The 22,465-nt window shown below is 64.0% G+C and carries 23 protein-coding genes; 10 read left to right on the top strand and 13 right to left on the bottom strand.

Annotated features, from left to right (window positions below; translation table 11 throughout):
• Window positions 1-7: 7 nt before the first annotated feature.
• The 3 genes from NKI50_RS28355 to NKI50_RS28345 all read right to left on the bottom strand — a co-directional run bounded on the left by NKI50_RS28355 (window position 8) and on the right by NKI50_RS28345 (window position 2,555).
• Complete coding sequence (locus NKI50_RS28355) at window positions 8-430, bottom strand: hypothetical protein (protein WP_023719024.1); 423 nt, start codon at window positions 428-430, stop codon at window positions 8-10.
• Window positions 430-1,683, bottom strand: coding sequence for a sarcosine oxidase subunit beta (locus NKI50_RS28350; RefSeq protein ID WP_352642870.1), 1,254 nt, complete (start codon window positions 1,681-1,683; stop codon window positions 430-432). Before NKI50_RS28350 ends, NKI50_RS28355 begins: the two co-directional genes overlap by 1 nt.
• A gap of 128 nt (window positions 1,684-1,811) precedes the next feature.
• The gene (locus NKI50_RS28345; RefSeq protein WP_352718298.1) at window positions 1,812-2,555 is read right to left on the bottom strand and encodes a hypothetical protein; all 744 of its coding nucleotides are present in this window, start codon (window positions 2,553-2,555) and stop codon (window positions 1,812-1,814) included.
• Window positions 2,556-2,746: 191 nt separating this feature from the next.
• On the opposite strand from NKI50_RS28345, the gene NKI50_RS28340 reads away from it, so the two are divergent.
• The 6 genes from NKI50_RS28340 to NKI50_RS28315 all read left to right on the top strand — a co-directional run bounded on the left by NKI50_RS28340 (window position 2,747) and on the right by NKI50_RS28315 (window position 8,028).
• A complete protein-coding gene (locus tag NKI50_RS28340) occupies window positions 2,747-3,505 on the top strand; it encodes an SDR family oxidoreductase (protein WP_352494680.1) in 759 nt (252 codons plus the stop codon).
• Window positions 3,506-3,614: 109 nt separating this feature from the next.
• Window positions 3,615-4,013 (top strand): SET domain-containing protein, encoded by a 399-nt coding sequence (locus tag NKI50_RS28335; RefSeq protein ID WP_352494679.1) that lies wholly within the window; start codon window positions 3,615-3,617, stop codon window positions 4,011-4,013.
• Between the two features lie 265 nt (window positions 4,014-4,278).
• The gene (rpsU, locus tag NKI50_RS28330; protein WP_023675331.1) at window positions 4,279-4,551 is read left to right on the top strand and encodes a 30S ribosomal protein S21; all 273 of its coding nucleotides are present in this window, start codon (window positions 4,279-4,281) and stop codon (window positions 4,549-4,551) included.
• Window positions 4,552-4,712: 161 nt separating this feature from the next.
• Window positions 4,713-5,558: a tetratricopeptide repeat protein gene (locus tag NKI50_RS28325; RefSeq protein WP_352494678.1), complete on the top strand. Its 846-nt coding sequence runs from the start codon at window positions 4,713-4,715 to the stop codon at window positions 5,556-5,558.
• Between the two features lie 123 nt (window positions 5,559-5,681).
• Window positions 5,682-6,155, top strand: a complete 474-nt coding sequence (locus NKI50_RS28320; protein ID WP_023719019.1) for a DUF992 domain-containing protein — start codon at window positions 5,682-5,684, stop codon at window positions 6,153-6,155.
• A 373-nt stretch (window positions 6,156-6,528) separates the two neighbouring features.
• Window positions 6,529-8,028, top strand: coding sequence for an MFS transporter (locus NKI50_RS28315; protein ID WP_502900394.1), 1,500 nt, complete (start codon window positions 6,529-6,531; stop codon window positions 8,026-8,028).
• An 18-nt stretch (window positions 8,029-8,046) separates the two neighbouring features.
• Here NKI50_RS28315 and coaBC read toward each other — a convergent pair whose 3' ends face one another.
• The 3 genes from coaBC to ubiE form a co-directional block, all read right to left on the bottom strand.
• Window positions 8,047-9,510, bottom strand: coding sequence for a bifunctional phosphopantothenoylcysteine decarboxylase/phosphopantothenate--cysteine ligase CoaBC (coaBC, locus tag NKI50_RS28310; RefSeq protein WP_352494676.1), 1,464 nt, complete (start codon window positions 9,508-9,510; stop codon window positions 8,047-8,049).
• Between the two features lie 66 nt (window positions 9,511-9,576).
• Complete coding sequence (gene ubiB, locus NKI50_RS28305) at window positions 9,577-11,151, bottom strand: 2-polyprenylphenol 6-hydroxylase (RefSeq protein ID WP_352494675.1); 1,575 nt, start codon at window positions 11,149-11,151, stop codon at window positions 9,577-9,579.
• A 70-nt stretch (window positions 11,152-11,221) separates the two neighbouring features.
• Window positions 11,222-11,998, bottom strand: a complete 777-nt coding sequence (gene ubiE, locus NKI50_RS28300; protein WP_352484649.1) for a bifunctional demethylmenaquinone methyltransferase/2-methoxy-6-polyprenyl-1,4-benzoquinol methylase UbiE — start codon at window positions 11,996-11,998, stop codon at window positions 11,222-11,224.
• Between the two features lie 168 nt (window positions 11,999-12,166).
• Between ubiE and NKI50_RS28295 the strand changes: the two genes are divergently transcribed.
• From NKI50_RS28295 to NKI50_RS28285, 3 genes are all read left to right on the top strand, one after another.
• Complete coding sequence (locus tag NKI50_RS28295; RefSeq protein ID WP_352484651.1) at window positions 12,167-13,141, top strand: adenosine deaminase; 975 nt, start codon at window positions 12,167-12,169, stop codon at window positions 13,139-13,141.
• A 136-nt stretch (window positions 13,142-13,277) separates the two neighbouring features.
• Complete coding sequence (gene upp / locus NKI50_RS28290; RefSeq protein ID WP_023675320.1) at window positions 13,278-13,907, top strand: uracil phosphoribosyltransferase; 630 nt, start codon at window positions 13,278-13,280, stop codon at window positions 13,905-13,907.
• Window positions 13,908-14,007: 100 nt separating this feature from the next.
• Window positions 14,008-14,568, top strand: coding sequence for a TIGR02281 family clan AA aspartic protease (locus NKI50_RS28285; protein ID WP_023719011.1), 561 nt, complete (start codon window positions 14,008-14,010; stop codon window positions 14,566-14,568).
• Between the two features lie 3 nt (window positions 14,569-14,571).
• On the opposite strand, the gene deoA is transcribed toward NKI50_RS28285, so the two are convergent.
• The 6 genes from deoA to NKI50_RS28255 are packed head-to-tail and all read right to left on the bottom strand — an operon-like array spanning window position 14,572 to window position 20,743.
• On the bottom strand, window positions 14,572-15,888 hold the full coding sequence (gene deoA / locus NKI50_RS28280) for a thymidine phosphorylase (protein ID WP_023719010.1): 1,317 nt from the start codon (window positions 15,886-15,888) through the stop codon (window positions 14,572-14,574).
• Window positions 15,888-16,706: a purine-nucleoside phosphorylase gene (locus NKI50_RS28275; RefSeq protein ID WP_352718294.1), complete on the bottom strand. Its 819-nt coding sequence runs from the start codon at window positions 16,704-16,706 to the stop codon at window positions 15,888-15,890. Before NKI50_RS28275 ends, deoA begins: the two co-directional genes overlap by 1 nt.
• Entirely contained in the window at window positions 16,703-17,095 is a 393-nt protein-coding gene (gene cdd, locus NKI50_RS28270; protein WP_352642860.1) for a cytidine deaminase, read from the bottom strand. Before cdd ends, NKI50_RS28275 begins: the two co-directional genes overlap by 4 nt.
• Window positions 17,096-17,101: 6 nt before the next feature.
• Window positions 17,102-18,073 (bottom strand): ABC transporter permease, encoded by a 972-nt coding sequence (locus tag NKI50_RS28265; RefSeq protein ID WP_023719007.1) that lies wholly within the window; start codon window positions 18,071-18,073, stop codon window positions 17,102-17,104.
• Between the two features lies 1 nt (window position 18,074).
• Window positions 18,075-19,214, bottom strand: coding sequence for an ABC transporter permease (locus NKI50_RS28260; protein ID WP_352484653.1), 1,140 nt, complete (start codon window positions 19,212-19,214; stop codon window positions 18,075-18,077).
• Window positions 19,211-20,743, bottom strand: a complete 1,533-nt coding sequence (locus NKI50_RS28255) for an ABC transporter ATP-binding protein (RefSeq protein ID WP_023719006.1) — start codon at window positions 20,741-20,743, stop codon at window positions 19,211-19,213. The genes NKI50_RS28260 and NKI50_RS28255 overlap by 4 nt, the downstream gene beginning before the upstream one ends.
• A 181-nt stretch (window positions 20,744-20,924) precedes the next feature.
• On the opposite strand from NKI50_RS28255, the gene NKI50_RS28250 reads away from it, so the two are divergent.
• Entirely contained in the window at window positions 20,925-21,134 is a 210-nt protein-coding gene (locus tag NKI50_RS28250; RefSeq protein ID WP_031194007.1) for a SlyX family protein, read from the top strand.
• Window positions 21,135-21,201: 67 nt separating this feature from the next.
• Here NKI50_RS28250 and NKI50_RS28245 read toward each other — a convergent pair whose 3' ends face one another.
• Complete coding sequence (locus NKI50_RS28245; RefSeq protein WP_023719004.1) at window positions 21,202-22,191, bottom strand: BMP family lipoprotein; 990 nt, start codon at window positions 22,189-22,191, stop codon at window positions 21,202-21,204.
• Window positions 22,192-22,465 lie beyond the last annotated feature (274 nt).

The following is a 22,465-nucleotide window of genomic DNA, read 5'->3' as shown; positions in this document are numbered from 1 at the left end:
GTTGGTCCTACAGTTCGCCGTGGCCGACGCGAGCGCCGGCAGGTTGGTCGCAAAGCCTCTGACCCATCGTGACGAAAGGCGCGACGAGCCGGATGCGCTCCTCGATGCTTGCCGCAGGGCGAAACAGAGCGCGATTGGCCATGTTGCCGATGGTCAGTTGGATTGGATCGGTGGTGACGATGACGCCGCGCGGTTGGAAAGGCTCGTCCGGATCCAGATCGGAAGGACGGGCCTCGAAGAAGAAGACGATCTTTCGCCCGCCGCTCCAGACGCAGGTCAGCATGCCGTCATCGATGGAAAACGGCCAGTCGGCCTCGTTCCCGGCGCGACTGATCGGCTGCGTGCGCACCTCGTCCGGTGACGGAAAATGAAACAGGCCTTGCTCGCCGGCGAGCATCAGCGGCATGGCGACGGCCATCTCGGTCATCATCAGTGCGCCACCGCCGCCGCCGCCGCCTCGTCGATGAGGCGGCCGGTGCGGAAGCGCTCGATGGTGAAGGGTGCGTTGATCGGGTGCGGATCGTCCCTGGCGATCGTATGGGCAAAGACGTGGCCCGAACCCGGCGTCGCCTTGAAGCCGCCCGTGCCCCAGCCGCAATTGACGTAGAGGCCGGGCACCGGCGTCTTGGCCAGGATCGGCGAACGGTCCGGCGTCACGTCGACAATGCCGCCCCATGAGCGCAGCATCTTCATGCGGGTGAAGATCGGGAACATCTCGCAGATCGCGTCGAGCGTGTGCTGCAGGATGTGCAGCCCGCCGGTCTGCGAATAGGAGACATATTGGTCGGTGCCGGCGCCGATGACCAGCTCGCCTTTGTCGGATTGCGAGATATAGGCATGCACCGTGTTCGACATCACCACGCAAGGCACCACCGGCTTGACCGGCTCCGACACCAGCGCCTGCAGCGGATAGCTTTCCAGCGGCATGCGCACGCCGGCCATGTTCATAATCACCGAGGAGTGGCCGGCGGCGACCACGCCGACCTTCCTGGCGCCAATGAAGCCGCGCGTCGTCTCGACACCGGTAACCGCGCCGTTCGGCGCCCGTTTGACGCCGGTGACCTCGCAATTCTGGATGATGTGGACGCCGCGCGCCGAGGCGCCGCGCGCATAGCCCCAGGCGACAGCATCGTGCCGCGCCGTGCCGCCACGGCGCTGCAGCGCGGCACCCATCACGGGATAACGGGCATCGCGCGAAATGTTGAGCGGCGGGCAGAATTCCTTGGCCTGTTCCGGCGTCAGCCATTCATTGTCGATGCCGTTCAGCCGGTTAGCATGGACGTGGCGCTTCAGGACCTGAATGTCGTGGATGTTGTGGGCGAGCATCATGACGCCGCGCGGCGAATACATGACGTTGTAGTTGAGCTCCTGGCTGAGCCCGTCCCACAGCTTCAGCGCATGGTCGTAGATGCTGGCGCTCTCGTCATAGAGATAGTTCGAGCGGATGATGGTGGTATTGCGGCCGGTATTGCCGCCGCCGAGCCAGCCTTTTTCCAATACCGCGACGTTGGTGATGCCATGCACGGTGGCGAGGTAATAGGCTGTGGCCAGGCCGTGGCCGCCGGCGCCGACGATGACGACGTCATACTCCTTCTTCGGCTCCGGCGAGGACCACTGTTCCTCCCAGCCCTTGTGGCCGCGCATGGCCTCGCGGGCGATAGCGAATACCGAGTATTTCTTCAACGTTGCAGGCCTCGCAAATGGCGGCCGGGCAGATCAGCCAACCCCGGCGCGCGAGCTGTATCACTAGCGAAACCGCACTGCCAGCCTTGCACTGTTTGCGACGGCGCTTGCCGTTTTGCGCCGTGCCTTCAACGGCCGCTGTTATGAGTTTCGCCTTTTGACGTTTCAGACGAAGCACGCTTGAAGATGGACGGCCCGATTGCATAGGTCGGCCGCAAATAACCCTCACGGCAATCGCTGGCGATTTTACGAACTTCCGCGTCGTCCGACTGCTCCGCCATGGCCACGAAGCGCTCGATGATCACGTCGCGTGGCCTGATAGCCACTGCCGCTGCAAAGCGCCGCAACACCGCATCCGGATCCTCGAGCAGTCGCCGCCGGTCCTTGGCGCTCGGCATGAAATACCTGCCGTAAGCGTTAACCAGCATCGCGAAAGCAGGGTCTGGACGCAGTGCGGCGGCATTTTCACCCCCGAGCCGCAACTGCCAGCGCTGCGCAAAGCAGATGAACTTGACGACGGACCACCGAACGCCCGCATGCTCATCATCCAGTCGCAGCATCACGCGACCTAGAAAGGCGCCATCTGCAGGTGTGGTACAACTTCTGAGCGTTTGGATCGCATCGAAGCGTATCGTTGAACTTTTGCTGTCGAGCAGGTTGGCTATTTCCGCCACTACACAATTCAGCTCGAAGCCCAACCTAAAGACCGTTTCGACCGTTATAAAGACGGCCGCGGCCTGGGTCTGGACATTGCTGGACACCAACAATTGCCGCAGGTTTTCGAGCGGAAAACCCTTGAGGAATTCCGAACGAAGCGCATTCGCCAATTCGCCGTCGCCCTCGTAGCCGGGCTCCAGCAACTTGCTCATCATGTCTTGGGGGGTCATTGCAAATGGGTGGCGCGTCCACCCGCGATTTTGGATGAGGACCCGTAGCTTGGTGGCCAGCGGGCGTCAAGAAGCGCTGTTGAAAACAGCGCAGGTATCGGGTGGCTCGCGCCGCCCTGATTTGCGACCAAGGATCCCGATTGCCGGCAAGGGCCGGCGCGAAAAAGGATGCAAAAATGTTCGCACTTGCCAACAAAGTTGCCATCGTCACCGGCGCCAGCTCCGGCATCGGCCGCGCCACGGCCAAGGTGTTTGCGGAGGAAGGCGCCAAGGTGGTCGTCGCAGCCCGCCGCCAGGCGGAGCTCGATGCGCTGGTTGCCGAAATCGAAGACGCCGACGGCACCGCCGTCGCTCTTGCCGGCGATGTCCGCGACGAAGCCTACGCAAAAGCCCTCGTCGACCTGGCGGTCGGGAAATTCGGCGGGCTCGACATCGCCTTCAACAATGCCGGCTCGGTCGGTAGGATGGGGCCGGTTTCGGAGCTGTCGCTGGAGGGCTGGCGCGAGACGCTCGATACCAATCTGACCAGCGCCTTTCTCGGCGCGAAATACCAGGTGCCGGCGATGATCGATCGCGGCGGCGGCTCGCTGATCTTCACCTCCACCTTCGTCGGCCACACCGTCGGCATGCCGGGCATGACCAGCTATGCCGCAAGCAAGGCCGGACTGATCGGGTTGACGCAGGTGCTGGCCGCCGAATATGGCGCCAAGGGCATTCGAGTCAACGCGCTGCTGCCGGGCGGCACCGACACGCCTTCGGCGACGTTCAAGACACCTGAATCGCGAGCCTTCGTCGAAAACCTGCATGCCTTGAAGCGCGTCGCCGAGCCTGAGGAGATCGCCCGCTCGGCGCTCTACCTGGCGTCCGACGCATCGAGCTTCACCACCGGCGCGGCGCTGTTCGCCGACGGCGGCGTCTCGATCACCCGGACGTGAGGGTTCGGAGGGCGCAACGCATGCCCGCCAGCCGAAATGTCGCGAACCGGCCCTTGATTTTTTCGGCGATTTGACGATTCCGTCTTCTCCTCGAAGACGGGTTGGAAACATGTTGCTGATCAGGACCTATATCGCTGCAAGCGCAATCGAAGGCGTCGGTGTGTTTGCCGCCGAGCCGATCCGGAAAGGCGCGCAGATCTGGCGGCTCGATCCGGACTTCGACCGGCTGATCCCGAGGGAAAAATACGAGACGGCGCCGCCGCACCTCAAGGAATTGCTCGACAGATATGCCTATCCCAGCCCGGACCGGCCGGGCTTCATGGTCTATGAGGTCGACAATGGCCGCTTCATGAACCATGCCGACAAGCCAAACACCGATTTTTCGCAATATGGCGGGGCCACCGCGACCCGCGATATCGCCGCCGGCGAGGAGATAACCTGCGACTACGGCGAGTTCTTCGAGGGTTTCGAGCAGCTCCACCTGGCCACGGCCCTGGCCACGGCATAGCGGCGCCTATCTGGCCCAAGGCGAATTTTGTTCTTGCTTTGTGCCGGCAGCTATGCTACTAAATTGCCTATGGTGATGATTCACACCAGAGACCCGCCGCCGAGGCGGGTTTTTCGTTTCGGGATCGGCACCGCCTCTCAATCGGCTGTGGACAGCGCCCCTTGATTCTGCTATCAGCCGCCCCAATTCGTGGTGTAACGCGCCGCGGAGGCTTGCGGCTATGGCCGCTTGCCTGTTGATTTCAAACCGAAAGACAGGATTGCACGTGCAGGTACTCGTCCGCGACAACAATGTTGATCAGGCGCTTCGCGCGCTCAAGAAAAAGATGCAGCGTGAAGGCATCTTCCGCGAAATGAAGATGCGCGGACATTACGAGAAGCCTTCCGAGAAGCGCGCCCGTGAAAAGGCGGAAGCCGTGCGCCGCGCCCGCAAGCTGGCCCGCAAGCGCGCCCAGCGCGAAGGCCTTCTGCCGATGACGCCACGTCCGGTCGCGGCCGGTGCTGCCGGCGCCGGTGCTCCGCGTCCGCCGCGGTTCTGACGTCAATTTTTCGTCCTTTTCCAAGGATATCCAAGGTGGCGCGATGCGGAATCGCCGCCACCTTTTTGTTGTGATTTCGACCCGGTTCGAGAGAACCGGTTGGGAGAGATGCCGGTTCGGAGGGGGAACGGACCAGACGGCGCAGTAAGGACAGGGCAGACATGGACGCAATCACCGTAGAGCGCAGAACCGCGTGGCGCGGCCTCGCCCTGACGGCAGCCCTGCTCTCCGGGTTGACGCTTGCCGGCTGCCAGAGCGTTCCGACCGGCGAGTTCAACAACATCGACAAGGCGCAAGCCTCGACCGAGAACATTTCCTCGCTGTCGGCGGTGATCCAGCGCAACCCGCAGGATCCGGAAGCCTACAATGTGCGCGGCTCGGCCTATGGCCGCGGCGGCCAGTACCAGGCAGCGCTGAAGGACTTCAACACTGCCATCCAGCTCAATCCGAATTTCTACCAGGCCTATTCCAACCGGGCGCTCATCCAGCGCTTCCTCGGTGATCAGGCAAGCGCGCTGGCCGACTACAACCGCTCGATCCAGATCAATTCCAACTACGACGCCGCCTATATCGGCCGCGGCAATCTCTACCGCAAGGCAGGCCGGGTCCAGGAGGCGTTCAACGATTTCCAGAAAGCGATCCAGCTCGACACGACTGACGCGCGCGCCTATCACAATCGCGGCCTGATCTACCAGAGCCAGGGCCAGCACGCCTTTGCCATCGAGGATTTCTCGACCGCCATTTCGCTGGCGCCGGATGCTTCCGAGCCTTACAACGGACGCGGCCTCTCCTACCTTGCCATGAACGACGAGGACAATGCCTTCGCCGACTTCAACATGGCCATCAAGCTCGACGGCAAGAACGCCGAGGCCTGGTCCAACCAGGCGCTGATCTACGAGCGGCGCGGCGACAAGGTCAGGGCCGCGAAGTCCTACCGCGAGGCAGTGCACCTCAATCCGACCTACCAACCGGCCAAGGACGGTCTGGCCCGCACCAGCGCCGGCTGACCGGGCCTCCGTTTCCGCACTCCGACAACCCTGCGTTTAGCCTTGCCTTGCTGGCGCCAAGTTTTCGGCGGAACGCTCGGCGTGCTCAGCCGTTGTTCAAAGCCATTTGGAAAGGACCCTCCCATGATCAAGCAACTTGCCTGTGCCGCCGCACTCGCCACGACCGTCGTTGCCGCTCCCGCCAGCGCCGGCAAGCTCCAGCTCGGCGTGCTCGACTGCACCATCGACGGCGGCACGGCCTATCTGGTCACCTCCAACAAGGGTGTTTCCTGTGTCTTTCGTCCGCATCGTGGCGGCCCACCCGAAGTCTATACCGGGGTAATTTCCAAGCTCGGCGTCGACGTCGGCCGGACGCATCAGGGCCAACTGGCATGGGCGGTTCTGGCAGCAACCCGCAACCATGATGAAGGCGACCTTGCCGGCAGCTACTATGGCGTGAATGCCGAGGCGAGCGTGGTCACCGGTGGCGGCGCCAATCTTCTGGTCGGCGGCCTCGGCAGCGCCTTTTCGCTGCAGCCGCTCAGTGTCCAGGCGCAGACCGGCGTCAATCTGGCGGTCGCCGTCACTTCGCTGGACTTGATCCATTCGTTCAAATAGCGGCGTAGCATGGCTCCCCGAGCAGCCGGGCAGCGTAGGTGTCGGCCTGCGAATAGCTGCCGAAAGCTCATGGATTCCGGCAGGCCCGCTCCGCAGAGGATGGGCCGCCCTGATGTTCAAAGTTGCAGCGCTCGAAGATCACGGCATGGATCCTAGGATCCATGCCGTTACCGTGACCGAAGATTGCGGCGATCCAATATTGCTTACATCTTTGGCCTGACTAAGATCTCGACATCTCGTGACTGTCTCGCGCCGCATGATCTTTGGCATCCGCCGCGCTAACGGCGATCAAAAAACCGCTTGAGCTCAACCGCGGTTGAGGTTTTACAAACCGCACGCGAACAAGGCGCGCATCGCGCCTGAAGTGGCAAAGATGCTCTGGCTCGGCAGGAATTCGGGGGTGGACTTGACCAAAACAAGCACAAACAGGGTCGATTGGCGCGCGCTGTGGGCGAGCGGCGATCTGGCGCGCTTCTGCTTCATCAGCCTCGGCATCCTGTTGCACGCCACCAACGAAACCATGGTGGCAACGGTCATGCCGGCCATGGTCGGCGAGCTCGCCGGCGTGCAGCTGGTCGGCTGGTCGCTGGCGATCTACGAGCTCGGCGCCATCGTTGCCGGTGCGGCCGCCGGACGGCTGGTGAGCTATGTCGCGCTGCGCACCAACATGACGGCCGCCGCCCTGCTCTATGCCGCCGGCGCGCTGGTCTGCGCCACCGCGCCGTCGATGCCGCTGTTCCTCTCCGGCCGCCTGATCGAAGGGCTTGGCGGTGGCGCGCTGGTGTCGCTGGCCTTCGTCTCGGTCGAGCGGCTGTTTGCCCGCGCGATCTGGCCGCAGCTTTTCGGCGTTATGTCGGCGATCTGGGGCGTCGCCGCCTTCAGCGGGCCGGTGCTCGGCGCGGTCATGACCGAATTGCTGTCCTGGCGCTGGGCCTTCGGCGTCTTCACCCTCGGCGGCACGGCTATGGCGCTGGCAAGCTTCCTCGTGCTCGATACACCTAAAGCAACAAGGCCGCAGGCGACCGGCGGGTCGGCGCCGCCCTTCCCGTTTGCGGCACTTGGCTGTCTTGCCGTCAGCGTCGTGCTGATCGCCACCGCCGGCGTCGACATCGCCCTGCTGCGCTCGTCGCTGCTGCTCACCCTCGGCATGATCGGCCTGGCGCTGTTCGTCTATATCGACGCGCTGAAGCCGCGCTCGCGGCTGTTCCCGTCGCGGCTGTTTTCATGGCGCTCGCCGGTCGGCGCGGGCATGACCATGGTCGCGGCGTTTTCGGTGGCGACCTGCTCGTTTGCGGTCTACGGGCCACTGCTCCTGACGAGCCTGCACGACATTCCGATCCTCACCACCGGCTACATCATCGCCGCCGAATCGATCGCCTGGTCGATCCTGTCGATCCTCGTCGCCAATGCCCCGCCGGAGTGCGAGCGGCTGATCATCGTCGGCGGGGCGCTGATGATCGCCACGGGCGTCGCGGGTTTCGCCTATACGGTGCCGGCGGGCTCGATCCCGTTGATCCTGCTTTGTGCCTTGCTGCAAGGCGGCGGTTTCGGCATCGCCTGGCCGTTTGTCACGCGTGTCATCGTGGCATCGGCCAAGGAAGGCGAGCAGACGATCGCCTCGGCCGCCGTGCCGACCATGCAGCGCATCGGCTATGCCGTGGGTGCGGCACTGACCGGCATCGTCGCCAACGCCAGCGGCTTTTCCGAAGGCCTGAACCGCGAGGCCGCGGCAAATGTCGCCGCCTGGCTGTTCCTCGCCTTCATCCCGCTCGGCATCCTGGGATGCCTTGCCGCCTTGCGGATTTCGGGCGCGAGCGACGACGCGCGGCTGGCGAAGCTGCCAATCTCCCCCACGAGAGGTGAGATCGGCTAAACACCCGAGGGGAGATCGCTAAACCACGACCGTCTTCAGCCGGCCGGCGATCAGTGCCGCGAGCCGCGTCGCCACCTCTTCCTTGCTCATCTCCGGCCATTCCTCGACGCCGGCCTTCGAGACGATCCGCACCTTGTTGCGGTCGCCGCCCATCACGCCCGGGGAACCATCTTCATGCGAGACATCATTGGCGACGATAAGATCGGCACCCTTTTTCGCAAGCTTGGCCTCGGCATTCCTGACCAGGTCCTGCGTCTCCGCGGCGAAACCGACCACCAGCATCGGCCGCTTTTTGTGATGCCCGACGCCGGCAAGAATATCGGGATTTTCCACCATCTGCAGCGCCGGCGGCCCCTCGCCCGCCACCTTCTTGATCTTTTCCCCGGCCGAACTTTGAGTGCGCCAGTCGGCGACAGCCGCGACGAACACTGCCGCGTCGGCCGGCAGCAGCTGTTCGACCGCATCCTTCATCTCGACGGCCGTTTCGACATGCATCGTGGCGACGCCGGCCGGATCCGCAATGCCGACCGGACCGGAGACGAGACGCACGTCGGCGCCGAGCCTGGCCAGCGCCGCCGCGATGGCATGGCCCTGCTTGCCCGACGAACGGTTGGCGATGTAGCGCACCGGGTCGATCGGTTCATGCGTCGGCCCGGAAGTGACAATGATCTTCCTGCCCGCCAGCGGCTTTGGCCGACTGTCGAGCAGCGCCTCGATCGCGGCGACGATCTCCAGCGGCTCGGCCATGCGGCCCTCGCCCGCCTCGTTGCTTTCGGCCATCTCGCCCTTCGCCGGGCCGACGAATGCGACGCCGTCCTTACTCAGCATCGAGCGGTTGCGCCGGACCGCCGGGTGCGTCCACATTTTCGGGTTCATAGCCGGAGCCATCAAAACCTGCTTGTCGGTGGCGATGAGCACCGTCGAGGCAAGGTCGTTGGCGTGGCCGTTGGCGAGCTTTGCCATCAGGTCGGCGGTGGCCGGCGCCACGACCACAAGGTCGGCCTCGCGCGACAGCCTGATGTGGCCGATGTCGTGCTCGTCCTGCCGGTCGAACAGCTCGGTGAAGACATGATCGGCGGACAGTGCTCCGGCCGACAGCATCGTGACGAATTCCTGCGCCGCGGCGGTCATCACCACGCGCACCGAAGCACCGCGCTCGCGCAGCCGGCGGATCAGGTCGAGCGCCTTGTAGGCGGCGATACCGCCGCCGATGATCAGCAGGATGCGCTTGCCGGAGAGGACACCTCGCGCGACTTGGCTGGGGACCGCGACCACCGGAGCTGCAGGATTCTGCAAGCTTGTCAGTTCGCGCAACGTTTTCTCGATCTGGTCGATGCGGCCGGACGAACCGAGTTGACCTTCGACCGCTGCGCGGATCATGACCCGCGCCTGGTCTTCCATTGACCGGCCATTCTCCGCAGCCAATCGGCGCAGCATATCCTTGACCTCGTCATCAAGGTTGCGGATCGTGATGCTGGCCATGTGATTGCACTTTGCCCGAGATCGCTGCAAGCAATGATATCAATGCAATCAAGCGACAACAAGGCGTTAGAGCAGCTTCCAGGCGATATACAGCAGCGTCAGAGCGATCACCCACAGCGCCAGCCGGCCGGAGCGGGTGTAGCGCGCCTCGGCCTTGCCGATCGCGCGCGCGGTCCTTTCGTCGAAACGCAGGCCGTTTTCGGCCATCAGGTCGATCTCGCGCGACAGCCGCTCGGTGCGTGCGGCGAGGTCCGGCGCCTGGCGGGCCAGCGCCAGCAGCGCACTGGCACCGTCGCGCGCATCGGCCAGCAGGGCGCGCGGGCCGAGGTTGCGGGCAATCCAGCCGCTCACCACCGGCTCCGACGTCTTCCACATGTTGAAGGCCGGGTCGAGCGTGCGGGCGACGCCTTCGACGACGACCATGGTCTTCTGCAGCAGCACCAGCTCGGACCGCGTCGCCATGTCGAAGAGGTCGGTCACTTCGAACAAAAGCGTCAGCAGCTTGGCCATCGAGATTGTCTCGGCAGGCTGGCCGTGGATCGGTTCACCGATCGCCCGGATCGCCTGGGCGAAGGCCGCGACATTGTGCTGGCGCGGCACGTAGCCGGCCTCGAAATGGACCTCGGCGACGCGCTGATAATCGCGCGTGATGAAGCCGTAGAGGATTTCAGCGAGGAACCGGCGCTCCTTCCTGCCGAGCCGGCCGGCAATGCCGAGGTCGACGGCGACGATGGTGCCGTCGGCCTCGACGAACAGGTTGCCCGGATGCATGTCGGCGTGGAAAAAACCGTCACGCAGCGTATGGCGCAGGAACGACTGGACCAGATTGGCGGCGATCGCCTTCAGGTCGTGGCCGGCGGCGGTCAGGCCGACAATATCGTTCATCTTGATGCCGTCGACCCACTCCATGGTCAGCACATCGCGGCCGGTGCGCTCCCAGTCGACCGACGGCACGCGAAAGCCGGGATCGTCCTTGGTGTTTTCGGCGAGCTCCGAAAAAGCCGCCGCCTCCAGCCTCAAATCCATTTCGATCTTGGTGGTCTGGGCCAGCGTCTCGGTCACCTCGACCGGCCGCAGCCGGCGCGACGACGGGATGTATTTTTCCTGCAGCCGGGCGGCGAGGAAATAGCTCTCGAGATCGCGAAAGAAGCGGCGGCGCACGCCCGGCCGGATGACCTTCACCGCCACCCGGGTAACGACGCCGTCCTGCAGGGTTTCGGCGGTATGGACCTGGGCGATCGAGGCGGCGGCGACGGCCTCGCCAAAACTGGCATAGAGCTCGCCGACCTTGCGTCCGAGCGAGGCCTCTATTGCCGCTATGGCTTCGGCCTTCGGAAATGTCTGCATCTTGTCCTGCAGCATGGCGAGATCGAGCGCTATGTCGTTGCCGACGACGTCCGGCCGCGTCGCCAGGAACTGGCCGAGCTTGACGTAGGATGGGCCGAGCCGCACGACCGCCTTGGCCAGCCGGTCGCCGCGCTCGTAGGCAAGCGCGCGGCGGCGGGTGAACAGCCGGGCCATGCGCCAGCCGAATTTCGGCAGGCCGAAGAGTTCGTCGCCGGGCAACGCCGCGATGACACCCTCGCGGACCAGCACCCAGCCGGCCCGCACGAGCCTGAAACCAGCGCCTATGCTGCTCATGGCTGGCTTTGCCTTGCCGGTTTCCTGAACTGGCGAAAGGCACGTCGGGCTATGAAAATGCGGGCCAGCCTCAAAGCTTCCAGCCCGAATGAAGCGCGGCGATGCCGCCGGAATAGTTGCGGAATGAGGCGCGCTCGAAGCCCGCGCGCGAGATCATCGCCGCGAAATTCTGCTGGTTGGGAAATTTGCGGATCGATTCGACCAGATAGGAGTAGGGCTCGCCGTCGCCGGTCACCGCCTTGCCGATCCGCGGGATGGCGTTGAACGACCATGCCTCATAGACCTTGTCGAGCAGCGGCATCTCGACCTCGGAAAATTCAAGGCAGAGAAAGCGCCCGCCAGGCTTCAGCGCGCGATAGGCTTCGGCAAGCGCCACATCGATGCGCGGCACGTTGCGGATGCCGAAAGCAATGGTGTAGGCATCGAAAGTAGCGTCGGCAAAAGGCAGTTCCTCGGCATTGGCCTCGACGAAATCGGTATTTGCCGACAGGCCCTTTTTCTCGGCTCGGTCGCGGCCGACGGCGAGCATCGAGCCGTTGATGTCGAGAACCGTTGCATGGGCGTGCCTGGCGCTCGCCTCAACGATGCGGAAGGCGACGTCGCCGGTGCCGCCGGCAACGTCGAGAACGCGCCAGCCCGGCCGCTTCGGTGGATTGAGCCAGGCGACCATGGCGTCCTTCCACAACCGATGCAACCCGGCCGACATCAGGTCGTTCATCAGGTCGTACCGGTTCGCCACCTTGTGGAAAACATCATTGACCAGGGGCTGCTTGTCGCCTGGCCCTACCCGCTTGAAACCATAGGAGGTTTCCATGCCGCCCGCAGCCGTGGTTCTTTCAACCGACATCGTTTTGATCCGCCATAAAATCGGCGGGACCATAGCCGATCGATGGTGCGGGCGCTATTGTTTAAGGCGCGGTGTTCGGCCGCGCTTCGAAGCAGGTTCCGGAAAAGCGTCGCACGGTTTTCCGACCAGAACCTGCGTCATAAGAAAAAGGCCTGACGGGATAATTGAATGCCTTTGAAAGCAGAACTGCACTGCCACATCGAAGGGGCAGCGGCGCCTGAACTCGTCCTCCGCCAGGCCGAGAAATACGGCAGGGATGCCTCGCCCTATATCCAGAACGGCTCCTTCGTCTGGCACGATTTCACCTCTTTCCTCGCCGCCTACGACTTCTCCTCCGACCTGTTCCGCACCGAAGAAGACTATGCGCGGCTGGCCGATCACTACCTGACCAGCCTCGCCCGCGACGGCGCCATCTATTCCGAGGTTTTCACCTCGCCCGACCATGCCGGCAAGGCCGGGCTGTCGCCGAAGGCCTATACCGATGCGCTCGGCGAAGGCATGGCCCGCGCCAAGGCGAAGACCGGCATCGAAGGCCGCATGATCGTCACCGGCGTGCGCAATTTCGGTGTCGAATCGATCGAGCGGGCGGCGCGTTTCGCCGCCCGCAGCGGGCATCCGCTGGTCACCGGCTTCGGCGTCGCCGGCGACGAGCGGATTGGCGATTTGGAAGATTATGTCAGGGCCTTCGAGATCGCCCGCGAGGCCGGCCTCGGCATCACCGTGCACGCAGGCGAATTGATGGGCTGGGAGAGCGTCGAGGCGGCACTCGACCATATCCGCCCCTCTCGCATCGGCCACGGCGTGCGCGCCATCGAGAACCCCGATCTCGTGCGGCGCATCGCCGACGAAGGCGTCGTGCTCGAATGCTGCCCCGGCTCCAACATCGCCCTGAAAATCTTCGACAGCTTCGCCAACCATCCCTTTCCTGCTTTGAGGGCGGCGGGCTGCAAGGTGACGCTCAACTCCGACGACCCACCCTATTTCTGGACCTCGCTGAAGCGCGAATACGACATCGCCGCCGAACATTTTGCGATGGATGACAAGGCGCTCACCGCCGTCACCAGGACGGCCATCGAGGCAGCTTTCGTCGACAGGAAGACCAGGGCGGCGCTGCTGGGCAGGCTCGGCGCCAAGGGCAGGTGAATGGTGAATTGCGAGCCTGGCGCTTCGGTCCGTCAACCGCGAGTTTTTCCGCGCAACCAAGGACTCGCAAACCAGTTCACTATTCACTATTCACCATACACCATTCACTATTCACCTGCGCAGTTCGGAGAACACCATGAAGGGCGTCACCGTCGTCGACCATCCGCTTGTCCAGCACAAGCTGACCATCATGCGCAAGAAGGAAACCTCGACGGCCGGGTTCCGGCGGCTGCTGCGCGAGATCTCGCTACTGCTCGGCTATGAGGTCACCCGCAACCTCGAACTGACCACGACGACGATCGAGACGCCGATCGAGACGATGGAGGCGCCGACGCTGGAGGGCAAGAAACTCGTCTTCGCCTCCGTGCTGCGCGCCGGCAACGGCTTGCTCGAAGGCCTGCTCGATCTGGTGCCGGCGGCGCGTGTCGCCCATATCGGCCTCTACCGCGACCATGAGACGCTGGAAGCGGTCGAATATTTCTTCAAGGCGCCGGGCGACCTCGCCGACCGGCTGGTGATCGTCGTCGATCCGATGCTGGCGACCGCCAATTCGGCGATCGCGGCGATCGACAAGCTGAAAGGCCGCGGCGCCACCAACATCCGCTTCCTCTGCCTGTTGGCGGCACCAGAGGGCCTCGAGCGTTTTACCCAGGCGCATCCCGATGTTCCGGTCTTCACCGCTTCCATCGACCGCCAACTCAACGAGAAGGGCTACATCATGCCCGGCCTCGGCGATGCCGGCGACCGTATGTACGGCACCAAATAGGTCCGTTTACCGATTGTTTACGCAAACGGCTGGTTTCCGCATTCGTTAAAGCGGCAAACACCTTGTCGGACTAAGGATCGGCAACCACAAAGGCCGGTCCATGCTGCGCAAGCTTCTCATCCTTGGCGTGTTTGCCGGAACGTCGGCATCGCTGCCGATCGTCTATCAGTCGAATCCACAGACGATCGAGCGGCTGTTGAAATCCGCCATCGGAGCCAAGCCGGCCGACACCCAAACCGACCTGAACCTCGCCGCCGTCCCGGACAGGCCGGCGACGCCGCAGCCGCTCGGCCGCAAGGTCGTCGTCACCGCGGACGCGCGCGGGCATTTCATGTCGGTCTTCAAGTTGAACGGCCGCCAGATCGAAGGCATGATCGATACCGGTGCGACGCTCGTCGCCATCAACAGCTCGACCGCGCGCAGGATCGGCATCTCGCTCAATTCGACCGACTTCAGCCATCAGGTCAACACCGCCAACGGTGCGATCAAGGCCGCCGTGGTGACGATCGACCGCCTGCAGATCGGCAGGATCACCGTCGAGGGCGTCGAGGCCGTCGTACTCGACGACAGGGCGCTGCACACCAACCTGATCGGCATGAGCTTTCTGCAGCGGCTCGAAAAATATCAGGTCGAAGACGGCACGCTGCTGCTGGTTCAGTGACTATCAGCGCGGCAGGATCCGCCGGATGACGGTTTTCTCCGCGGCCGGTTTGGAAGTCCCGATCGTATAGGCCGAAAGCACGGCGGCCGCGGCCGCCTCGGCATCCCCGGCATTGCGGGCATGGACCAGCGCCAGCGCCTCGCCGGTCCGCACTTCAGCGCCGACCGGCAGCAGCCTGGTGACGCCGACGGCGTGATCGATCCTGTCGTCCGGCCGCGTCCGCCCGCCGCCAAGCCCGACCACGGCAAGCCCGATCTCGCGGGTTGCTATGCCGGTGACAAAGCCGTTCGCGCTCGCCTTGACGGCGAATTCCGTTGCCGCTTTCGGCAGATATTTTTCCGGATTCTCGATGAAATCGGCGGGACCGCCAAGTGCCGCCACCATGCGCGCGAAGATGGCAGCGGCGCGACCGCCGGCCAGCGTCTCGGCGGCGCGACGCAGGCCGTCCTGGTTGGACGGCACCAGGCCTGCCGATTGCAGCATCTCGGCGGCCAGCGCCAGCGTCACTTCCTCCAGCCGCCGGTCGCGGAAGCGGCCGGTGAGGAAGTCGACGGCGTTGCGCACCTCGACCGCATTGCCGGCAGCGGACGCCAGCGGCTCGTTCATGCCGGTGACCAGCGCCGAGGCCCTAAGGCCGGCGCCATTGGCGACGTCGACCAGGCTGTTGGCCAGCACCGTTGCATCGCGCGATTTCTCCATGAAAGCGCCGTTGCCGACCTTGACGTCGAGCACCAGCGAATTGATGCCGGCCGCCAGCTTCTTCGACAGGATCGAAGCGGTGATCAGCGGCACCGATTCCACCGTTCCCGTCACATCGCGGATGGCGTAGAGCCTGGCGTCGGCGGGTGCGAGGTCGGCGGTCTGGCCGATGATGGCGCAGCCGGTTTCGAGCACGGTCTTGCGGAAGCGTGCAACATCCGGCTGGCTGATGTAGCCGGGGATGGCATCCATCTTGTCCAGCGTGCCGCCGGTATGGCCGAGGCCCCTGCCGGAAATCATCGGCACATAGGCGCCGCAGGCAGCGACGATCGGTGCCAGCATCAAGGAGACATTGTCGCCGACGCCGCCCGTCGAATGCTTGTCGGTGACCGGGCCGGGCAGATCCGACCAGTCGAGCACATCGCCGGAATCGCGCATCGCCATAGTCAGCGCCACCACCTCGTCGCGGCTCATGCCGTTGAAGAACACCGCCATGGCGAAGGCGCCGACCTGCGCGTCGGTAACGGTGCGGGCGGTCAGGCCCTCGATGAAAGCCGATATCTCCTCAGCCGAGAGTTTTTGACCGTCGCGCTTGCGGCGGATGATTTCCTGGGGAAGCATCAGGCGTCTACCCTGTGCTCCGGAAGCCCGTCCTGAAAAACACGCTGCAGAATGGTCGCCAGCCGCGCGCCGCCGACCGGCGCCATGTCCTTGGTCTCCTGGTGCGACAGCTCGGCTCCGGTCATGCCGGCGGCAAGGTTGGTGACGACCGAACAGGCTGCGACGCGCAGCCCGAGGAAGCGGGCGAGAATGACCTCCGGCACCGTCGACATGCCGACCGCGTTGGCGCCCATGATGCGAGCCATGCGGATCTCGGCCGGCGTCTCGAAGCATGGGCCGGAGAACCACATGTAGACGCCCTTGTGCAGCCTGGTACCGGTGGCCTTCGCGGCTTGCTCGATGGCGGAGCGGAGACCGGCGTCGTATGCTTCGGTCAGGCCGACGAAGCGGCGGTCGCTCGGCTCGCCGATCAGCGGGTTGGAGCCTGAGAAATTGATGTGGTCGGTGATCAGCATCACCGAGCCCGGGCCCATCCCGGGATCGACCGAACCGGCGGCGTTGGTGAGGATCAGCCTGGAGATGCCGAGGCCGGCGAGCACCTCGAGTGCAGGCCGCATCGCCGCCGCGTTGCCGTGCTCGTAATAGTGTGCGCGACCGGACAGCATCAGCACCGGCGTGCCGGCAAAGAGCCCCGCCACCACCTCGCCGGCATGGCCGCTGACGCCGCTTCTGGGGAAGCCCTGCAAGTCGGCATAGGAAATGCGCACCGCATTCTCGACCTTGTCGACAAGCCCGCCAAGCCCCGATCCCAGCACCAGCGCAGTGGTCGGCGCCAGCCCGTCCAGCCTTTCGACGAGGTGATCGAGTGCTTCCTTCATTTCAACACATCGCCCTGGAAGCCGTATGGCAGCAACTCGCCCATGGTCACGGTCTCGACCACGCCGCTATCATCGCAGAGATAGAACTTCGTTTCCGGCCGGCAGAATTCGGCCAGCCGCTGCCGGCAGCCACCGCAGGGCGAGCATTTTGCCACGCGTTCGGCGATCACGGCGATTTCCGTGATCTTGCCGCCGCCACCCATGATGTAGTGGCCGAGCGCGGTGGTTTCGGCGCACCAGCCCTCCGGATAGGACGCGATCTCGACATTGGCGCCGGTGAAGACACGGCCGTCCTCGGTGCGCAGCGCCGCGCCGACCGGAAATTTCGAATAGGGCGCATAGGCGTTGGCCATGGCGGCTTTCGCCGCTTCGAACAGATCATGAGCCATGATAGATCAGCGTTCCTTGACATAAGGCACGCCGCCGGCACGCGGCGGGATTGCCTTGCCGATGAAGCCTGCAAGCAGGATGACGGTCAGCACATAGGGCAGCGCCTGCATGAATTGCACCGGCACCTTGCCGATCAGCGGCAGCGGCGTGCCTTGCAGGCGGATCGACGCCGCGTCGAGGAAGCCGAACAGCAGGCAGGCGAACATGGCGTTGACCGGTTTCCATTTGGCGAAGATCAGCGCGGCCAGCGCGATGTAGCCCTTGCCGGCGGTCATGTCCTTCACGAAGCCGCCATTCTGCACCATCGACAGATAGGCACCTGCAATGCCGGTGAGCACGCCGGTGCAGATCAGCGCCCGATAGCGCAGCCAGGCGACCGATATGCCGGCGGTATCGACCGCGGCCGGGTTCTCGCCGACGGCGCGCAGGCGCAAGCCGAAGCGGGTGCGGAACAGCACCCACCAGGTGAACGGCACGGCCAGGAAGGCGAGATAGACCAGCACTGAGTGGCCGGAGATGAGTTCCGAATAGATCGGCCCGAGGATCGGCACGCTCCTGAGCGCATCCGCGCCCGGCCAGATGATTGTCTCGAAGCGCTCGCCGGCGGCCAGCGCCGGCGTGCGCCCGCCTTGCTGGAACCAGGCCTGGCCGAGCATGATCGTCGATCCGGCGGCGATGAAATTGATCGCGACGCCGGAAACGATCTGGTTGCCACGATGGGTGATCGAGGCAAAGCCATGGATCAGCGCGAAGGCGACCGAGATGAGTATGGCCATGCCGAGGCCGACATAAGCCGAGTGGAAGACCGAGGCGGCGGCGGCACCGGCGAAGGCGCCAACCAGCATCTTGCCTTCGAGCCCGATGTCGAAGACGCCGGCCCGCTCTGAATAGAGGCCGGCGAGGCAGGCGAGCAGCAAGGGGACCGACAGACGGATGGTCGAGTCCAGGACCTGTACGATGGCGTTGAAGAAATCCATCTCAGGCGCCCTTCCCCTTGACCGCTTCCATGCCGACCGATCTCGGGCTGAGCGAGGCGAACAGCGCCTGGACATAGGGCCGGAACATATGCTCGAGCGCGCCGGCGAACAGGATGACCAGGCCCTGGATGATGACGATCATGTCGCGGCTGATCGCCGGCATCTCGAAGGCGAGCTCGGCGCCGCCCTGGTAGAGCATGCCGAACAGGATTGCGGCAAGCACGATGCCGACCGGGTGCAGTCGCCCCATCAGCGCCACCGCGATGCCGACGAAACCGGCGCCCGAAACGAATTCGAGCGCGACATTGTGCTGGTCGCCCATCGTCGGGTTGAGCGCCATCATGCCGGCCAGCGCGCCCGAGATCATCATCGCAATGATGATGATGCGGATTTCCGAAATCCCGGCATAGCGCGCCGCTTTCGGGCTGTGGCCGTAGGTACGCATCTCGTAGCCGAGCTTGGTGCGCCAGATCAGGACCCACACCAGAAAGGCCATGGCCAGCGCCAGCAGCGAGCTGACGTTGAACGGCGCCGAACGGATTTTGGCGCCGAACAATTCGATGATCCAGTTGAGCTTCGGCAATTGTGCGCCTTCGAGGAAGGTGCGCGTCTGCGGCGCCATCGAGCCGGGCGGCTTCAGCATGCCCACCAGCGCATAGACCATGACGCTGGCGGCGATGAAATTGAACATGATGGTGGTGATGACGATGTGCGAGCCGCGCTTGGCCTGCAGATAGGCCGGGATCAGCGCCCACAGCGCGCCCATCGCCGCGGCGGCGATAATGGCGATCGGGAAGGTCAGCCACCAAGGCAGCACGCTGTCGAAGGCCAGGCAAACGATGCCGATGCCGAGACCGGCGATATAGCCTTGGCCCTCGCCACCGATGTTGAACAGGCCGCAATGCGCCGCAACCGCCACCGACAGCCCGCTGAAGATGAAGGTGGTGGCATAGAAAAGCGTGAACGCGATGCCTTGGCCGCGACCGAAGGCACCCTCGACCAGGATGACCGCAGCACGCAGCGGGTTCTCGCCGACCAATATGACGACGAAACCGGCAACGACGAAGGCGACGAACAGATTGATCAGCGGGATCAGCACATAATCGGCCCAGGCCGGCAGCTTGGCATAGGGAGTGCTCATTCCGCGGCCTCCCGGTGCTCGACGCCGGCCATCAGCAGGCCGAGTTCGCCCTCGGTCGCGTCGGGGCCGCGCTCGCCGACGATGCGGCCGGCAAACATCACCAGAATGCGGTCGGAAAGCGAGCGGATCTCGTCGAGCTCGACCGAAACCACCAGCACCGCCTTGCCCTGGTCGCGCATCGCGATTAGGCGCTTGTGGATGAATTCGATGGCGCCGACATCGACGCCGCGCGTCGGCTGGCCGACGATCAGCACGCCGGGATCCTGCTCCATTTCCCGCGCCAGCACGATCTTCTGCTGGTTGCCGCCGGAGAAATTGGCGGTCTTGAGGCGGCAGTCCGCCGGTCGGATGTCGTATTTGACGATCTTGTCCCTGGCATCGTTACGGATGGCATCGATGTCGAGAAACGGCCCCTTCAGATAGCGCTCGTCGTCCTGGTAGCCGAGAATCGAATTCTCGTTCTCCTCGAAGGCCAGCACCAGGCCGACATGATGGCGGTCCTCCGGCACATGGGCAAGGCCGCGCTCGCGCAGTTCACCGGGATCGGCGGCGCCGGTGAGGTCGATCGGCTTGCCGTCCAACGTGACCGAACCCGAAACGGCGCGCCTGATGCCGGAAATCGCCTCGAGCAGTTCGGATTGTCCGTTGCCGGCGACGCCGGCAATGCCGACGATCTCGCCGGCATGGATATCGAAGGAGACGTCGTCGACCATGGTGACGCCGCGGGAATCCTTGACCGTCAGGTTCTTGACCGCGAGCTTGACGCCGCCGGCCTTCGCCTCGCCTTTCTCGACGCGCAGCAGCACGCGCCGGCCGACCATCAGCTCGGCCAGCTCCTCGACCGTGGTCTTCCTGGTTTCGCGTGTCGCCACCATGGTGCCCTGGCGCATCACCGAGACCGTGTCGGTGATCGCCATGATCTCGCGCAGCTTGTGGGTGATCAGCACGATCGTCTTGCCCTGCTCCTTCAACTGCCTGAGGATGCGGAACAGATGGTCGGCTTCGGCCGGCGTCAGCACGCCGGTCGGCTCGTCGAGGATCAGGATCTCGGCGCCGCGATAGAGCGCCTTGAGGATTTCGACGCGCTGCTGCAGGCCGACCGGCAACTCCTCGATGATCGCGTCCGGATCGACTTCGAGCCCGTATTCGCGCTCGAGCCGCTCCAGCTCGGAACGCGCCTTGGCGATGCTTTTCTTCAGCAGCGCATCGCTTTCGGCGCCGAGAATGACATTTTCCAGCACCGAGAAATTGTCGACCAGCATGAAGTGCTGATGCACCATGCCGATGCCGAGCGCGATCGCATCGTTCGGTGTCTTGATCGATGCCGGCTGGCCGCCGACACGGATTTCGCCGCTGTCGGCCTGGTAGAAGCCGTAAAGGATCGACATCAGCGTCGACTTGCCGGCGCCGTTTTCGCCGACGATGCCATGGATGGTGCCGCGCGTAATTTCCAGATTGATGTCGCGGTTGGCGCGCACGGCGCCAAAGCTCTTGTCGATGCCGATCAGCTCGATTGCGGCTTGCGCCATGCAGCCTGTTCCCACTGTTATTTTTTTACCGCTTGGTCAAACGCCTAGCATGACGCCCAGTCTGTGCCAATTGGGTCTGTGCCAATTGGCCGGAGCACGGTTCACTCTCGACAAATCCCGTCATGCTTGTCAATTTCCAACGTGGCCGCACCCTGCACAATCGCCTGATCGAGGATTTCAAATGACCATGCCCGACGACCGGCTGACGACGCTGGAAATCCGCGCCGCCGAGCAGGAGAAGACCATCGAGGAACTGTCCGGCCAGATCGCCGAGCAGTGGAAGGTGATCGAGCGCATGCAGCGCAAGCTCGACGCGCTGGCCGAGCGCTTCCTGGCGCTGGAGGAACAGGCCGCACCCGACGTGCCGGTGACTAAGCCGCCGCACTGGTGAGCGGCCTGACAATGCAAAACCGCCGGGCTTTCACCCGGCGGCTCGTCAGCTCAGCAATGTCTGTCGATCAATACGGGCAGGCATTGTCCGACATGTAGTCGTGCACCTTGATGGTGCCGGCGATGATGTCGGCCTTGGCCTTTTCGACCGCTGCCTTCATCGCATCGTCGACAAGCGCCTTGTTGTTGTCGTCCATGGCGTAGTCGACGCCGCCTTCCTTGAGGCCGAGATCGTTGATGCCGGCCGTGAACTTGCCGTCCTTGGCATCCATGAAGGTGTTGTAGACGGCAACGTCGACACGCTTGACCATGGAGGTCAGCACCTTGCCGGGCTGCAAGCCGTTCTGGTTGGAATCGACACCGATGCCGAGCTTGCCCGCGTCGGCCGCCGCCTGCAGCACACCGACACCGGTGCCGCCAGCCGCAGCATAGATCACGTCGGCGCCCTGGTCGATCTGCGTCTTGGCGATCTCGCCGCCCTTGGCGGGATCGTTCCAGGCTGCGGGCGTATCGCCGGTCATGTTCTGGATGACGTCGGTGGCGCCGGCCGCTTTGGCGCCGCCGACAAAGCCGCAGCCGAATCTGCGGATCAGCGGAATATCCATGCCGCCGATAAAGCCGACCTTCTTCGACTTCGAAGCCATCGCCGCCATCACGCCGACGAGATAGGAGCCTTCCTGCTCTTTGTAGACGAGGGAGCGGACATTGGGCTTGTCGACGACCATGTCGATGATGGCGAATTTGGTCTCGGGGAATTCCGTGGCAATCTTGTCAAGCGCATCCGACCAGGAGAAGCCCGCCATGACGATCGGATTGCGGCCGTCCTCGGCGAAACGGCGCAGCGCCTGCTCGCGCTGGGTGGCGTTGCTGACCTCGAATTCCACATAGGGGATGCCGGTCTCGGTCTTGAACTTTTCGGCGCCGTGGAAGGACGCCTCGTTGAACGACTTGTCGAACTTGCCGCCGAGATCATAGAGAAGCGCGGGTTGAATGTCCGCGGCGAAGGCCGGAAGAACCATTGCAGCTGCGGCCATGAGGCCGAGTACGATACGTTTCATGTGATCCACACCCCTGTCGGTTATTTGTCCATTATGCACCGCATGCCGGCCCGGTTCTCCGGCAGGCATTCGGCGTCAGGCAGGAGTGTCTTCCTCCCGCTTCGGGCCAATCTGGCACGGCCCGAAACAAAATTCACGTGGAATTTTGACCCTTTGGAAAAGCGTGGGCCCCCCAAGCCCCGCCACACAAAAATAAAATGGTGAAGGGCGCCAAAAAACCACGGAGACGCCCGCCCAAAAGGCGAGGCGTCCCCCCTGACAGGAAGCACCCAAA

The organism is Mesorhizobium sp. M0563 (genome assembly GCF_040321065.1).
In the GTDB taxonomy this organism is placed as follows: domain Bacteria; phylum Pseudomonadota; class Alphaproteobacteria; order Rhizobiales; family Rhizobiaceae; genus Mesorhizobium.
The sequence above is the reverse complement of the archived record's forward strand: the minus strand, read 5'-3'. Positions and strand labels throughout refer to the sequence as shown.

Coding starts and splice junctions, on each gene's coding strand:
- NKI50_RS28355 (WP_023719024.1), bottom strand. CDS start 430: ATGATGACCGAGATGGCCGTCGCCATGCCGCTGATGCTCGCCGGCGAG.
- NKI50_RS28345 (WP_352718298.1), bottom strand. CDS start 2,555: ATGATGAGCAAGTTGCTGGAGCCCGGCTACGAGGGCGACGGCGAATTG.
- NKI50_RS28340 (WP_352494680.1), top strand. CDS start 2,747: ATGTTCGCACTTGCCAACAAAGTTGCCATCGTCACCGGCGCCAGCTCC.
- NKI50_RS28335 (WP_352494679.1), top strand. CDS start 3,615: ATGTTGCTGATCAGGACCTATATCGCTGCAAGCGCAATCGAAGGCGTC.
- NKI50_RS28325 (WP_352494678.1), top strand. CDS start 4,713: ATGGACGCAATCACCGTAGAGCGCAGAACCGCGTGGCGCGGCCTCGCC.
- NKI50_RS28320 (WP_023719019.1), top strand. CDS start 5,682: ATGATCAAGCAACTTGCCTGTGCCGCCGCACTCGCCACGACCGTCGTT.
- NKI50_RS28315 (WP_502900394.1), top strand. CDS start 6,529: ATGCTCTGGCTCGGCAGGAATTCGGGGGTGGACTTGACCAAAACAAGC.
- coaBC (WP_352494676.1), bottom strand. CDS start 9,510: ATGGCCAGCATCACGATCCGCAACCTTGATGACGAGGTCAAGGATATG.
- ubiB (WP_352494675.1), bottom strand. CDS start 11,151: ATGAGCAGCATAGGCGCTGGTTTCAGGCTCGTGCGGGCCGGCTGGGTG.
- ubiE (WP_352484649.1), bottom strand. CDS start 11,998: ATGTCGGTTGAAAGAACCACGGCTGCGGGCGGCATGGAAACCTCCTAT.
- NKI50_RS28295 (WP_352484651.1), top strand. CDS start 12,167: ATGCCTTTGAAAGCAGAACTGCACTGCCACATCGAAGGGGCAGCGGCG.
- upp (WP_023675320.1), top strand. CDS start 13,278: ATGAAGGGCGTCACCGTCGTCGACCATCCGCTTGTCCAGCACAAGCTG.
- NKI50_RS28285 (WP_023719011.1), top strand. CDS start 14,008: ATGCTGCGCAAGCTTCTCATCCTTGGCGTGTTTGCCGGAACGTCGGCA.
- deoA (WP_023719010.1), bottom strand. CDS start 15,888: ATGCTTCCCCAGGAAATCATCCGCCGCAAGCGCGACGGTCAAAAACTC.
- NKI50_RS28275 (WP_352718294.1), bottom strand. CDS start 16,706: ATGAAGGAAGCACTCGATCACCTCGTCGAAAGGCTGGACGGGCTGGCG.
- cdd (WP_352642860.1), bottom strand. CDS start 17,095: ATGGCTCATGATCTGTTCGAAGCGGCGAAAGCCGCCATGGCCAACGCC.
- NKI50_RS28265 (WP_023719007.1), bottom strand. CDS start 18,073: ATGGATTTCTTCAACGCCATCGTACAGGTCCTGGACTCGACCATCCGT.
- NKI50_RS28260 (WP_352484653.1), bottom strand. CDS start 19,214: ATGAGCACTCCCTATGCCAAGCTGCCGGCCTGGGCCGATTATGTGCTG.
- NKI50_RS28255 (WP_023719006.1), bottom strand. CDS start 20,743: ATGGCGCAAGCCGCAATCGAGCTGATCGGCATCGACAAGAGCTTTGGC.
- NKI50_RS28250 (WP_031194007.1), top strand. CDS start 20,925: ATGACCATGCCCGACGACCGGCTGACGACGCTGGAAATCCGCGCCGCC.
- NKI50_RS28245 (WP_023719004.1), bottom strand. CDS start 22,191: ATGAAACGTATCGTACTCGGCCTCATGGCCGCAGCTGCAATGGTTCTT.